At 70.8% G+C, this 13,312-nt stretch carries 12 protein-coding genes; 3 read left to right on the forward strand and 9 right to left on the reverse strand.

Annotated elements, in window-relative coordinates; genetic code table 11:
- Positions 1-163 precede the first annotated feature (163 nt).
- The 3 genes from Sdia_RS24495 (at position 164) to Sdia_RS24505 (ending at position 2,630) form a co-directional block, all read left to right on the forward strand.
- The gene (locus tag Sdia_RS24495; protein ID WP_189500518.1) at positions 164-895 is read left to right on the forward strand and encodes an ABC transporter ATP-binding protein; all 732 of its coding nucleotides are present in this window, start codon (positions 164-166) and stop codon (positions 893-895) included.
- The gene (locus tag Sdia_RS24500; protein ID WP_100457656.1) at positions 877-2,049 is read left to right on the forward strand and encodes a hypothetical protein; all 1,173 of its coding nucleotides are present in this window, start codon (positions 877-879) and stop codon (positions 2,047-2,049) included. The genes Sdia_RS24495 and Sdia_RS24500 overlap by 19 nt, the downstream gene beginning before the upstream one ends.
- A gap of 170 nt (positions 2,050-2,219) precedes the next feature.
- Positions 2,220-2,630, forward strand: coding sequence for a VOC family protein (locus Sdia_RS24505; RefSeq protein ID WP_189500519.1), 411 nt, complete (start codon positions 2,220-2,222; stop codon positions 2,628-2,630).
- Positions 2,631-2,844: 214 nt separating this feature from the next.
- On the opposite strand, the gene Sdia_RS24510 is transcribed toward Sdia_RS24505, so the two are convergent.
- From Sdia_RS24510 to tsf, 9 genes are all read right to left on the reverse strand, one after another.
- The gene (locus Sdia_RS24510; protein ID WP_100457718.1) at positions 2,845-3,648 is read right to left on the reverse strand and encodes a maleylpyruvate isomerase N-terminal domain-containing protein; all 804 of its coding nucleotides are present in this window, start codon (positions 3,646-3,648) and stop codon (positions 2,845-2,847) included.
- A 125-nt stretch (positions 3,649-3,773) separates the two neighbouring features.
- On the reverse strand, positions 3,774-4,883 hold the full coding sequence (locus tag Sdia_RS24515) for an ABC transporter ATP-binding protein (RefSeq protein ID WP_189500520.1): 1,110 nt from the start codon (positions 4,881-4,883) through the stop codon (positions 3,774-3,776).
- A complete protein-coding gene (locus Sdia_RS24520; protein ID WP_189500521.1) occupies positions 4,883-6,526 on the reverse strand; it encodes an ABC transporter permease in 1,644 nt (547 codons plus the stop codon). The genes Sdia_RS24515 and Sdia_RS24520 overlap by 1 nt, the downstream gene beginning before the upstream one ends.
- Before the next feature lie 185 nt (positions 6,527-6,711).
- Positions 6,712-7,791: a thiamine ABC transporter substrate-binding protein gene (locus Sdia_RS24525; RefSeq protein WP_189500522.1), complete on the reverse strand. Its 1,080-nt coding sequence runs from the start codon at positions 7,789-7,791 to the stop codon at positions 6,712-6,714.
- A gap of 299 nt (positions 7,792-8,090) precedes the next feature.
- Positions 8,091-9,203, reverse strand: coding sequence for a dual-specificity RNA methyltransferase RlmN (gene rlmN, locus Sdia_RS24530; RefSeq protein WP_189500523.1), 1,113 nt, complete (start codon positions 9,201-9,203; stop codon positions 8,091-8,093).
- 460 nt (positions 9,204-9,663) lie between these two features.
- The gene (locus tag Sdia_RS24535; protein WP_189401042.1) at positions 9,664-10,770 is read right to left on the reverse strand and encodes a phosphatidate cytidylyltransferase; all 1,107 of its coding nucleotides are present in this window, start codon (positions 10,768-10,770) and stop codon (positions 9,664-9,666) included.
- Complete coding sequence (frr, locus tag Sdia_RS24540; RefSeq protein ID WP_100457663.1) at positions 10,770-11,327, reverse strand: ribosome recycling factor; 558 nt, start codon at positions 11,325-11,327, stop codon at positions 10,770-10,772. The genes Sdia_RS24535 and frr overlap by 1 nt, the downstream gene beginning before the upstream one ends.
- A gap of 155 nt (positions 11,328-11,482) precedes the next feature.
- Entirely contained in the window at positions 11,483-12,247 is a 765-nt protein-coding gene (pyrH, locus tag Sdia_RS24545) for a UMP kinase (RefSeq protein ID WP_100457664.1), read from the reverse strand.
- Positions 12,248-12,417: 170 nt separating this feature from the next.
- Positions 12,418-13,254, reverse strand: a complete 837-nt coding sequence (gene tsf / locus Sdia_RS24550; RefSeq protein ID WP_100457665.1) for a translation elongation factor Ts — start codon at positions 13,252-13,254, stop codon at positions 12,418-12,420.
- Between the last annotated feature and the right edge of the window lie 58 nt (positions 13,255-13,312).

Below are 13,312 nucleotides of genomic sequence, written 5' to 3' on the forward strand. Positions count from 1 at the left end.
GAGTGAGAACGTGCGGCATCGGGCCCTGCGGGTGCGACGGGCCCCCTGCGCGTACCTAGGTTCCCATCCGTAGGGCGACCGCCCCCGTACCCCGCGCCTGCCCCGCCCCGTGGGCCGCGGAGTCGAGCCGGCCGCACCGTGCTCACGGAACCGAGGTGTCACCATGGCGGTCCCACCCGACAACGACCTGCTGCGGGCGGTCGGCCTGCGCCACGCGCCGCAGGGCTTTCCCGTCCTCACGGACGTCACCCTCGGGGCGTCCACTGGCGAGATCCTCGCGGTCACGGGGCCCCGCGCCGCAGGGAAGACCACCCTGCTCCGCTGCCTGTCGGGCCAGCTCGTCCCCGACGAGGGCGAGGTCTGGTTCGCCGACATGCCCGTCCACAACCTCACCGCGTCGCAACGGGAACGGTTCCGGCGCGAGCATCTCGGGTGGATCGACTCCGAGCCCCACCTCGTACCGGAACTCAGCGCGTGGGAGAACGCAGCGCTCCCCCTGTTGCTGCGAGGTACGCCGCGACGCACCGCGAAGAGCGCCGCGCTGGAGTGGCTCGACCGCTTCGATCTGGGCGCACTGGCAGGTGAACGCCCCCACGCGCTGGCCTACTCACAGCGTCAGCAGGTCTGCGTCGCCCGGGCCATCGCCATGGAGCCCGCCGCGCTTCTCGCCGACGAGCCGACCGCCGCTCTGCGCGGCCCCGAGCGGGCCCACGTGTTGCGCACCCTCGTCTCGGCAGCGCGTTCAAACGACATCACGGTCGTCATCGCCGCCACCGACGAGGAGACCGCGTCCGTCGCCGACCGCGCCCTGCGGCTGTACGACGGCCGGACCGACGGCGACGGCCCCGGCTCCCCCGAGCAGGAAGGCCGCGAAGAGTGCTCGCTCTCCGTCTGACCCGCGGCGCCCACCCGTTCGTCCTCTGCGGCCGGCTCCTGGTCGCCGCGGCGTCGGCGGGTACGGGCTTCCTCCTGTTGAGCGCCCTGAGCCATGCCCTCTCCCACCCCGGTGCGGGCGGTGCCCTGCTCCGGCTCACCTGGTGCGTCGTACCGCTGACCGCCACCGTCTACTTCGCCGTCGCCATGGCTCGCAACGACCCCGCCACGCTGCCCCGCGCGGGCATGTCCTCCGTCGGTCTGGGCCCTGCCGCGCTGGCCGGCCTCGCCGCGGCGTCCACCGCGCTGTCGAGTCTGCTCGGTTCGGTGGTCGCGCTGCTCTTCTTCCTCCACCTGCGGGGCGATCTGACCGGGCTGCCGTTCGACGGCGCGGCCGCCGAGATGCTCGCCGCGGACCGGCCCCTGCCGCTGGCCGCGGCGCTGACCCTGCTCGCGGTCGTCCCCACTGTGGCGTCCCTCGCCACCGCCTGGGCACTCCGCCCCCGCGCGGGGCGGCCGGCGCCCGTCGCGCCGCAGCCCGAGCCCGCCGCTCCGGTGCCCGTACCGTCGGGGCTGCCCTGGGGCGTCGCGCTGCTCGCGACGGGGCTGGCCGTCGAAAGCTGGGCGGTGAGCGGAACGTCGCGCGACGGGGCGGGTCTACCCCTGCCCGGCGGAGCGGAATCGGGCGCGCTCGGCGGTGTACTCGGCTGGCTGTTCACCGCGCTGGGGCTGGCTCTCGCCGGGCCAGGCCTCACCCACCTCTGCGGTCGCGTACTGCAATCGGCGCACCCGGGCGCCGTGCGGTTGCTCGCCGGACGTGGCCTCCAGGAGGAGGCCACCCGGATCGGCCGACCCGCAGGGGTGGTCTGCGCGGTCGCCTCTGGAACGCTCGTCTCCGCAACCCTCTACGGGCCGGGGGCGGGCAGCTCCGCCGCGGGGCCGCTGACAGCGCTCGGCGGCGTCCTGGTGGCCGGCTGCGCGCTCGCGACGCTACTGAGCGCCGGGGTGGAGGCCAGGAGGTCACGTGCGGCGGCCAACGGGGCGCTGCTCCGGTTGGGCGCCCCGGCGTCGGCGCTCCGGTACGCGGCGGGGCTTCGCGCCCTCACGCTGGTCGTGGTGTTCGCCCCGCTCACGTGGGCGGTGGCCACCCTGGCGGCAGTTCCGCTCCGCCCCTGACGCGCCCGACGCCCCGTGGCCACGCGCCGAGCGAAGCCCGGGGGCACGTCGGCCACCGATGAGTTCCACCCGACGGCCCGGTCTACCACCATGAAGCGCAGGAGGCTCTGGACCACCTGCACCGCAGGACGAGCGGCCACGCCGCCCTCCGTCTACCAGTGGGGACAGCCATGTACCAGCAGATGATCTTCGTCAATCTCGCGGTGAACGGCCTGGGAGCGTCGAAGAAGTTCTTCACCGAGCTGGGATTCACCCTCAACGAGCAGTACTCCGACGACAGCACCTCCTCCGTCGTGATCAGCGACACCATCGTACTGATGATCATGAACAGGGAACGGTTCGGCCAGTTCACGAAGAAACCGATCGCAGACTCCTCCCAGATGGTCGAAACGCTTCTCGCGCTGAGCGCCGAGAGCAGAGAGAAGGTCGACGAGCTCGTCGACAAGGCCATCGCCGCCGGCGGCGCCCCTGCAGGTGAGACCCAGGAGCAGGGCGACTTCATGTACGGCCGCGCCTTCTTCGACCCGGACGGCCACCACTTCGAGGTCGTCTGGATGGACCCGTCCGTCATCGAGAGCTGAGCACACCCCGGGACGGTCCGGCCGAACCTCGACCCGGCGGTTGCCTGCCACTGTCGACGTTGAAGGGTACGGGGCGAGCGTTACGCCGCCCCGTACCCTTCAGCCCCGTCCGCCGCGTGACGGCACGGGCGGCGTCGCGCGGCGCCCCAGCTCCAACAAGAGACGCGGGCGGTCCCCGTGGCACGGCCCCACGCCGCTCCGGCGCCGCGCCCCCTCATCCGAAGGTGGCTCGCTCCAGCCAGAAGTCCAGGAGCGCGCGGTCACCTCGCACCTCGACCTCGTCACCGGTCACAGGCAGGCGACGGTAGAACGCGAGCATCAGCTCGGTCATGGGCCCACGCAGCTCCACCGTGGCATCGCCGACGTGCTCCTCCCGCACCTCGAACCCTGTCTCCGTGAGCTCGATGAGCCATTCCCCGCGTACGCCGGGCGCCACGTCCGTCGCATGGAGATGCAGAGTGCGGCCGCCGCCACGCAACTCGGCGGCGGAGTCGGTCGGTCGAACTCGCTGCACGTACGCGACGATCTCGAGCCACTCGTCGACGGCGTCCGAGGCCAGCTCGGCGTCGGCCGCGAACGGTACGCCGGCGGCGATGCAGGCGTCCGCGCGGTGGACGAGCACTTCCTGCGTGAGGCGACGCGCCCAGAAACTGGAGCTCTGGTCCCAGGACCAGGTCCACATCTTCCGGCCCGGCCCCGCCTCCCTCAGCGCCTCCGCGGCCGCCTCTGCGCCTTCGGCCAGCCACGCGTCCAGAGCCTTCGGCCCCTCCTCGGCGGTCGGCCCCACGAAGTGGGGAACCGCCTCGTCAGGTACCTCGGCGGAAGCGCGGCTCCGTACGATCTCGTTCATCCACCGGGTGGCACCGCCCACGTGCACCGCGAGATCGCGCAGCGTCCACTCCGGGCACGTCGGAACACGCGCCTGGAGATCCGCGCCCGCCAGCGCCTCCCGCAGCCGTCCCGTCTGTACGGTCACCTCGTCGCAGAACCGGTCGTACGAGAGATCTCTGTGAGTCATGGCCCGGAGCGTAGCCCCGGCTCCGCGGAGCGGCACCGGCTTTTCCGCACCGTACGCCGCCGTACGGTGCGAGCAACCTGCCGGGACGGTGGGTGCCGGTCGGCCCCGCGAGGACGTCACCCGCATCACCCCAGAACGACCACGTCGTCCGGGTCGAAGATCACTCCCACCTCGGCTCCGGGCGCCGGCGCCTCCCGCAACGTGCACGCCGCCTCCAGCCGGGGCCCCCTCACCGGGTCCAGCCTGAGCGATACATGGGTGCCTCGGAAAGTCCGCGCGGCGACGGTGCAGGCGAGCCCGCGCTCCGCCTCCACGAGGCGCACTCCGGTGGGCCTGACCAGTACTTCACACTGCCCCTGCGAGGACGACGACGGTACGGGCAGCCTGCCCCAGGGCGTATCCGCGGCGCCATCGGCGATCGTGGCGCCGACAAGGTTGTCGAAGCCGAGGAAACGGGCCACGAACGCGTCGACGGGCCGCTGCCACACCTCCAACGGCGTCCCCGACTGGGCGATCCGCCCGTTTCGCATCACCACCACGCGGTCCGCGAGGGCGAACGCCTCCCCCTGGTCGTGCGTCACCGCCAGCACGGTCGTCCCCAGCGTGGCGAACAGTTCGCGCAGTTCGACCACGAGGCGCTCACGGAGACTGCGGTCGAGCTGCCCGAGCGGCTCGTCCAACATGAGCAGACGAGGACTGGGGGCCAGCGCCCGCGCCAGGGCGATCCTCTGCTGTTCACCGCCGGACAGCGTGCTGACGGCACGCCGCTCGGCGCCGGGGAGTCCCACCAGGCGCAGTAGTTCCGCCACACGGTCGGCCTGCTCCTCGCGCGCCGCCCCGTGCATACGAGGCCCGAAGGCGATGTTGCCGCCGACGTCGCGCTGGGGGAAGAGCTGGTGATCCTGGAACATGAGCCCGACGCCCCGTAGGTGGGCGGGAACACCTGCCTGGTCCCGTCCCTCCAGCAGCACCCGCCCCGAGTCGAGCCCCTGAAGCCCCGCCACGGAGCGCAGCAATGTCGACTTGCCGCTCCCACTGGGTCCGAGGACGCAGACGATCTCCCCGGCGGCCATCCGGAGGTCGACCGCGTGCAGAGCGGGCTGCCGCGCCCCGGGAAAGTGGACGGAGGCCGTGTCGACCTCCAGCAGCGGTGTCACTGACGGGGCGTCTCGACCCGCCCGCGCGGCGTGGGCGCCCGTACGGTGCCCGTCCGTGTGCCTTGGTGCAGCAGCCATCAGAACGCTCCGGTTCGGTCGAGTGGCGTCCCTGCCGTGCCCGTTCCGCGGGCCAGCGGGCGGATCCGCTCCAGAAGCAGCAGGGAGACGACGCAGACGATCATGAGGATCGTGGACAGGGCCATGGCCTGTCCGTAGTTGAGGTCGCCGGCGCGGCCCAGCAGCCGGGCGACCGCCACCGGCAGCGTCGGATTGTCGGGGCGCGCGATGAAAACGGTCGCCCCGAACTCGCCCAGCGACACCGCGAAGGCGAACCCCGCGGCAACAAGCAGGGCCCGGCGTACCAGCGGTAGGTCCACCTCCCGCCAAGCCCGCCAGGGGGACGCACCGAGCACGGCGGCGGCCTCCCGCAGCCTGTCGTCCACGGCGCGCAGCACGGGCAACATCGTGCGCACCACGAACGGCACTCCCACGAGGGCCTGGGCGAGAGGAACCAGTATCCAGCTGGCGCGCAGGTCCAGGGGTGGCTCGTCGAGAGCGATGAGGAAACCGAACCCGACCGTCACCGCGGACACGCCCAGAGGAAGCATCAGCAGGGCGTCGAAACCCCTGGTGAAGCGCCCCGCGCGCCGCGTCAGCGCCGCAGCGGCGAGGCCTCCGACGAGCAGCGCGACGAGCGTCGCCACCGCGGCGTACCCCAGGGAGTTGCCGACGGCGTCGATCGGCGGGACGAGGAACGCTCCCCCGTCGGACAACAGGAGGGCACGGAAGTAGCCCAGTCCGTATCCCCCGGGCACGTCCAGGGCCCGCTCCACCAGGACGCCGAGGGGAAGCAGGATGAGGAGGGCCACGGTGCCGAGCACGAGGCCCAGCAGGAGACGCTGCCCTGCACCGTGGACACGGCGCACCGCGTGCGCAGCGTCGACCAGGTTCAAAGCCGTCTCGCGGCGCCGCACGGTCCAGGCGTGGACGGCGAGGATCGCTGCGACAGCGGCGAACTGCACCAGCGTGAGGACGGCGGCTGTGGGCAGGTCGAGCAGTTGCGCGGTCTGCCGGTAGATCTCCACCTCGAGCGTGGCGTAGCCGGGCCCGCCCAGGATCTGCACGACACCGAACGAGGTGAACGTGAACAGGAACACCATCAGCGCGGCCGCCGCGACAGCGGGCCCGAGGGCGGGAAGCGTTACGGCGCGTAGGGCTCGCAGCCGGGACGCGCCGAGCATCCTGGCGGCTTCCTCCTGGCGCGGGTCGAGCTGGGCCCACAGGCCGCCGACGGTGCGGACCACTACGGCGTAGTTGAAGAAGACGTGGGCGAGCAGAATGGCCCACACAGTGGTGTCCAGGCGCACACCCCACAGGTCGTCCAGCAGACCGCCCCTTCCCAGCATCGCCAGGAAGGCCGTGCCCACCACCACGGTGGGCAGGACGAACGGAACCGTGACCACAGCACGCAGCAGGCTCTTGCCCGGGAACTCGAGCCGCGCGAACACGTACGCCGCCGGCATGGCGAGGGCCAGGGTCAGCCCCGTCGACGCGAGCGCCTGCCAGAGGGTGAACCAGAGCACCTGCCCGATGCCCGGGTCACCCAGTACGTCGCCCAGCGCGCCGAACTGCCACGCCCCGTTCTGTCGCAGCCCCCGGCCGACGATGGCGGCGACGGGGTATGCGAAGAAGAGCCCGAAGAAGACCACCGGGACGGCCATCAGCGCGGCCCGCGCCCAGCGGCCACTACGCGCGCCACCTGCGGCGACGCGTCGACGAGGCGGCCGTGGCCCGCCCCGTCGCGGCCCACCCGGGCCCTTCGCGGCGCCCGGCGGACGGAGCGCCCCGCGCGCCCCGTCCGCCGCGCTCGCGCCGTGTTCGCGGCCAGGGGCGGCGCGGCGGGCCGTCACTTCACCACGAGCGAGGTCCACGACTTGATCCATGCCTCACGGTTCTCAGCGATCGTCTGCGGGTCCAGCGAACGGGCGTTTTCCGCCTCCGCACCGAACTCCGTGAACAGCTTCGGCAGCTTCGCGTCCTCGGCGACGGGCCGGACGAACATCTGCAGCGGCAGATCCTCCTGGAACGTCTTGCCGATCAGGAAGTCCAGCAGCCTCTTCCCTCCCTCGGAGTTCTTCGCTCCGTCGAGGAGCCCGGCGAACTCGATCTGCCGGAAGCAGGTGTCGGTCAGAACGCCGGTCGGCGCCTCGTCCGGCTGCGGGTCCGCGTACAGCACCTCGACCGGAGGGCTGGACGCGTACGAGACGACGAGCGGCCGGTCGCCCCCAGCCTTCTTGCCGCCCGCCGAGCCGGAGAACTCCTCGTTGTACGCCTGCTCCCAGCCTTCGACGACCTTCACGCCGTTGGCCTTGAGCTTTTTCCAGTAGTCCTGCCAGCCTTCGTCTCCGAATTCGGCGGCCGTCCCGAGCAGGAAGCCGAGCCCCGGCGAGGAGGTGGCGGCGTTCTCGGTGACGAGGAGGTTCTTGTACTCGGGGTCGGCCAGTTCCTCGAAGGTGCGCGGCGGGTCGAGCTTCTTGTCGGCGAAGTACCTCTTGTCGTAGTTGACGCAGATGTCGCCGGTGTCGATCGGCGTCACCCGGTGCTTCGCCGCGTCGAGCTGGTACTCCGCCGGGACGCGGTCCAGGCCCTTCGCCTCGTACGGGGCGAAGACCCCGTTGTCGACGGCACGGGAGAGCAAGGTGTTGTCGACGCCGAACAGGACATCGCCCTGCGGGTTGTCCCTGGAGAGGACGGCCTGGTTGACGGCCTGGCCGGCGTCCCCGCTCTTCAGCACCTTGACCGTGTAGCCGGTCTCCTTCTTGAACTCGGCGAGCACGGCCTTGGAGACGTTGAACGAGTCATGGGTGACGAGGGTGACCTGCTTGGACTGCGCCTCGTCGGTGTCGCCGGACCCGCAGGCCGCCACGGCGAACAGACCGGCGCACGTCGCCAGCGCGGTCCTGGCGACGTTGCGTGTGATGGGCACTGGTTTTCCTCCTGGGTATGCCAGGAAGAGACGCGGCCCTGCCCTGGCATCGGCGAACCGGCGCCAGGGCAAGGCGCAACAGCTTGAGTGGTCCGAACTTCCTACCCGGAATGACCCGGGCGAGGTTCAGAGGGTCTGCGGCCGTTACGTGGGTCACGTGGTGCCGCACTCTCAGCGCTGTGGCGCTCCCCTGTCGGAATATGCGTGTGTCTGAGGCCAGGATACGCACGCTCGGATCCGGCCCACGAGTGGCTCCCCCCGTCCCGGGCGGAGCGGGGGGAGAAGTGTCGACGGTGCGCTCAGCGCTCCGTGGCGGCGAGCTGCCCGCAGGCCCCGTCGATCTCCTGGCCGCGGGTGTCCCGCACCGTGACCGGCACACCGTGCGCGGCGATGGCCTCCACGAACGCCTTCTCGTCCTCCGGCCGCGACGCGGTCCACTTGGAGCCCGGAGTGGGGTTCAGCGGGATCAGGTTGACGTGCACACGCTTGTTCTTCAGCAGGCGCCCGAGCAGGTCACCACGCCACGCCTGGTCGTTGATGTCACGGATCAGGGCGTACTCGATGGAGACCCGCCGCCCGGACTTCTCCGCGTACTCCCACGCGGAATCCAGCACCTCGCGGACCTTCCATCGGGTGTTGACGGGCACGAGCGTGTCGCGCAGGTCGTCGTCGGGGGCGTGCAGGGAGACCGCCAGGCGGCACTTGAAGCCCTCGTCCGCGAAGCGGTGGATGGCGGGAACGAGGCCGACGGTGGAGACCGTGATGCCGCGCTGCGACAGCCCTACCCCGTCGGGCTCGGGATCGGTGAGGCGCCTGATCGCACCGGTGACGCGGTTGTAGTTGGCGAGCGGCTCGCCCATGCCCATGAAGACGATGTTCGACAGCCGGGCGGGGCCACCGGGGACCTCACCGTCCCGAAGTGCCCGCATCCCGTCGACGATCTGGTGCACGATCTCGGCGGTGGAGAGGTTGCGGTCCAGCCCGGCCTGTCCCGTGGCGCAGAAGGGGCAGTTCATGCCGCAGCCGGCCTGCGACGAGATGCACATGGTGACCCGGTCCGGGTAGCGCATGAGCACCGACTCGACCAGGGTCCCGTCGTGGAGCCGCCACAGCGTCTTGCGCGTGGTGTCGTCGTCGCAGGAGATGTGTCGGACGACCGACATGAGGTCCGGCAGCAACTCGCTGCGCAGCTTCTCGCGGGAACCCGCGGGGATGTCGGTCCACTCCGCCGGGTCGTGCGCGTACCGGGCGAAGTAGTGCTGCGACAGTTGCTTGGCGCGGAACGGCTTCTCGCCGAGCTCGGCGAGGGCTTCCTTGCGCTCGGTGGGTGTGAGGTCGGCGAGGTGCCGCGGCGGCTTCTTGGCTCCGCGGGGCGCGACAAAGGTGAGCACTCCGGGTGCGGGCGGTGCCATGGGCGGAAGACTCCTCAGGACGGCGAAGGCCGGGGCACCCGCGGAGACGCGGCGCGGCATCGTCCGACGGTGCGGGGCAGGAAAAGGCCCGCTGCTGGACGGCGCGGGCTCTTCCAGGGTAACGGAGTACCGGACGGTGCCGTCCCCGTCACCACCCAGCCCTCGCAGCTTGCCCCGTACGCTGCGCGTGACCTGCGGAAACGCCAGGAGCGACGGGGCGTGGTGCAGGCTGCGACGACTCTCGGTGCGGAGCCGCGGCCATGCGACCTCGATCGGGCCACGCAGTTGCGGCCCCGTACTCCGCTCAGCAGGTCACCGGGGCGCCGCCTCCCCGGGGGCGGAGGCCTGGCGCCCCGTCGCGGCGCTCGAAACCGCACGCCCGAACCGCAGCACCCCGCCACGACCAGGGCGAGGCGGCGCCACCCGGCACCGCCCCGCCCTCAACCCCGCCTCCGCCCGGTCAGCCGGACCCCACGAAGAGCACCATCAGCGCCCAGACGACAGGCGCTGTCGGCAGCAGGGAGTCCAAGCGGTCCATGATGCCGCCGTGCCCGGGCAGCAGTGTGCCCATGTCCTTGATGCCGAGGTCTCGCTTGATCATCGACTCGCCGAGGTCGCCCAGGGTCGCGCTCACCGCCACCGACAGGCCCAGGAGCAGTCCCTGCCACCAAGCCCCTCCGTCGACCAGGAACTGCATGCACAGAGCGCCGGCGAACATCGCTGCCCCGACCGCTCCGAACAGCCCTTCCCGCGTCTTGCCGGGGCTGATGCGCGGAGCCAGCTTGTGCTTGCCGAAGCGCCAGCCGACGGCGTAGGCGCCGGTGTCGGCGACCACCGTCAGGATGAGGAAGGTGATGACCCGCTGCGCGCCGTCGTCGGCCGTCAGCATGAGGGCTACGAAGGTCGCGAGGAACGGGACGTAGAACGTCGCGAAGACCCCCGCCGTAACGTCCTTCAGATATCCCTCAGGAGGCGCCGTCATCCGCCAGACGAGCACGGCGAGCGCGGTGAGCGCCATGGCGACCCAGGCGCCTTCCGGGCCCCACACATAGCCGGCGACGACCATGCCCGCCCCGCCCGCCGCCAGCGGCACGAGGGGCGCGTGGATGTCCTTGCGCTCCGCCAGCCGCGTGGTGAGTTCCCACAGCCCGACGACGACCGCCACCGCTATGACTCCGATGAACACGGCCTTCACGATGAACAGCGACGCGACGATCACCGCTCCGAGGCCGACGCCGACTCCTATGGCGGCCCCGAGGTCCCGCCCCGCGCTCTTCTTCTGCGGTGCGGGGGGCGGCGTGGCGGCGGACATGGGCTCCTGCGGCGTCTCGTCACGGGACGACGGTGCACCGGGCAGGGCACCGTCCGACGGGCCGTCCCACTTCCCGCCATCGGCGGGCAGGTCCGGCATTTCGGGCACGATGGGCATGGGCCGAGTCTGCTGGGCTTCATGGGCATCGTACGCGGGACCCGCCGTGGCGGCTCCCTGGACGGGCCCCTGGCCTGCGGTAGGCCAAGGACCCGCGTACCCGGCATGCGACGGCGCGCCCCAGGGGGAGTCGTTCATCAGACTTCGAGCAGCTCGGCTTCCTTGTGCTTGAGCAGCTCGTCCACCTGAGCCACGTACTTGGCGGTGGTGTCGTCGAGTTCCTTCTCGCCGCGGCGGCCCTCGTCCTCACCGACCTCGCCGTCCTTGACCAGCTTGTCGATGGCTTCCTTGGCCTTGCGCCGAACGGCGCGGATCGAGATCTTCGAGTCCTCGGCCTTGCCCCTGGCGACCTTGATGAACTCGCGGCGGCGATCCTCCGTGAGCTCGGGGAACGAGACGCGGATGATGCGGCCGTCGTTGCTCGGGTTGACGCCGAGGTCCGAGTCGCGGATGGCCTGCTCGATGTTGCGCAGCGCGGTCGAGTCGAACGGCGTGACGACGGCCATGCGCGGTTCCGGCACCGAGAACGACGCCAGCTGATTGATCGGCGTGAGGGCACCGTAGTAGTCGGCCACGATCTTGTTGAACATCGCCGGGTGCGCACGGCCGGTGCGGATCGCGGCGAAGTCCTCCTTGGCGACCACGACGGCCTTTTCCATCTTCTCCTCGGCCTCGAGGAGGGTCTCTTCGATCACCACTTGCTCCTGCGTGTCTTGAGTTGGCCTGAGGATCCCCCGCACGGTGGTGGCTGTCCGGGGGTCGAAACAGGACCGGCTGCGTCGTGTGTCTTCCCTGCACGGTGTCCGACCGGCAGGGCTTTGTCCATCCCCACGGTGGGGGTGCTGACGGGTCAGTCCCGGGCGCGCGGCTCGCCCACGAGCGTGCCGATCTTCTCACCCTTCACGGCCCGGGCGATATTGCCGGCCGCGAGAAGTTCGAAGACCAGGATGGGCAGCTTGTTGTCCCGGCACAGCGTGATGGCGGTCATGTCGGCGACCTTGAGATCGCGGGTGATGACCTCGCCGTAGCCCAGGGCGTCGAACTTGACCGCGTCGGGGTTGGCCTTCGGGTCGGAATCGTAGACCCCGTCGACACCGTTCTTGCCCATCAACAGCGCTTCGGCGTCGATCTCGAGCGCGCGCTGGGCGGCGGTGGTGTCGGTGGAGAAGTACGGCATGCCCATGCCGGCACCGAAGATGACGACCCGGCCCTTCTCCAGGTGCCGCACGGCACGGAGCGGGATGTAGGGCTCGGCCACCTGCCCCATGGTGATGGCGGTCTGGACCCGCGAGTCGATGCCTTCCTTCTCCAGGAAGTCCTGGAGCGCGAGGCAGTTCATGACGGTGCCGAGCATGCCCATGTAGTCGGAGCGCGCGCGGTCCATTCCGCGCTGCTGGAGTTCGGCGCCGCGGAAGAAGTTGCCGCCGCCGATCACCACGGCGATCTGCGCGCCGTCGCGGACCACGGCGGCGATCTCACGGGCGATGGCGTGCACCACGTCGGGGTCGACGCCGAGCCCCCCGCCGCCGGCGAAAGCCTCGCCGGAAAGCTTCAGCAGGAAACGGCCGGCTCCTTTGCCGTCCTCGCTCCTGGCAGCACTGTCAACATTGCCCATGGGGTCTTCTCCTCGTGCACATACGAAGGAGGCCATTGCCGGTGGATGCGGTATCCCGATCGCGGCAATGGCCTCCTCGTCAGATCTGCGGTCGTCCGGAGCGTCCGACGGGGCGCACCGTGGCGTCCGCTACCGGCCCCGTGGGGCCGTACGTCGATCGCGGTCCCGGCTCAGATGCCGACCTTGATGCGCGCGAAGCGCTTCAGGCTGACACCGGCCTCGCCCAGGACCTTCTGGACGGACTTCTTGTTGTCCTTGGCGAAGGGCTGGTCCAGGAGGGCGACCTCCTTGAAGAAGCCGTTCACCCGGCCTTCGACGATCTTCGGGAGCGCGGCCTCGGGCTTGCCCTCGTTGCGCGAGGTCTCCTCGGCGACGCGGCGCTCGTTCTCGACGACCTCGGCCGGCACCTCGTCACGCGAAAGGTACTGCGGCGCGAAGGCGGCGATGTGCTGCGCGACGTCCTTGGCGACCTCGGCGTTCTCCTTGTCGAGCTCGACGAGGACACCGATCTGCGGCGGGAGGTCGGGCATGGTGCGGTGCATGTACGCCGCGACGTAGCCGCCCGTGAACTGCGCGAAGCGGTCCAGGACGATCTTCTCACCGAGGTTGGCGTTGGCCTCGTCCACGTACGCCTGGACCGTCTTGCCGGACTCGATCTCGGAGGCGAGCAGCGCCTCAAGGTCGGCCGGGGAGGTCGCGGCGATGTGCTGGGCGAGGGTGTTGGCGACGTGCTGGAACTTCTCGCCCTTGGCGACGAAGTCCGTCTCGCACTTCAGCTCGACGAGAACACCGGAGGTGTGGTCGTCGGCGATGAGGGAGACGACGGCGCCGTTCTCGGCGGAGCGGCCCTCGCGCTTGGCGACGCCCTTCTGGCCCTTGACGCGAAGGAGCTCGACAGCCTTGTCGACGCTGCCCTCGGCCTCGTCGAGGGCCTTCTTGCAGTCCATCATGCCGGCGCCGGTGAGCTCGCGGAGCTTCTTGACGTCGGCGGCGGTGTAGTTCGCCATGGTGATGTGAATCTCTCTCGAAGTCTGGAAGATCTACGGGTGGACGGCGGGGGCTGGT

Origin of the sequence: Streptomyces diastaticus subsp. diastaticus, assembly GCF_011170125.1 — a bacterium.
In the GTDB taxonomy this organism is placed as follows: Bacteria; Actinomycetota; Actinomycetes; order Streptomycetales; family Streptomycetaceae; genus Streptomyces; species Streptomyces diastaticus.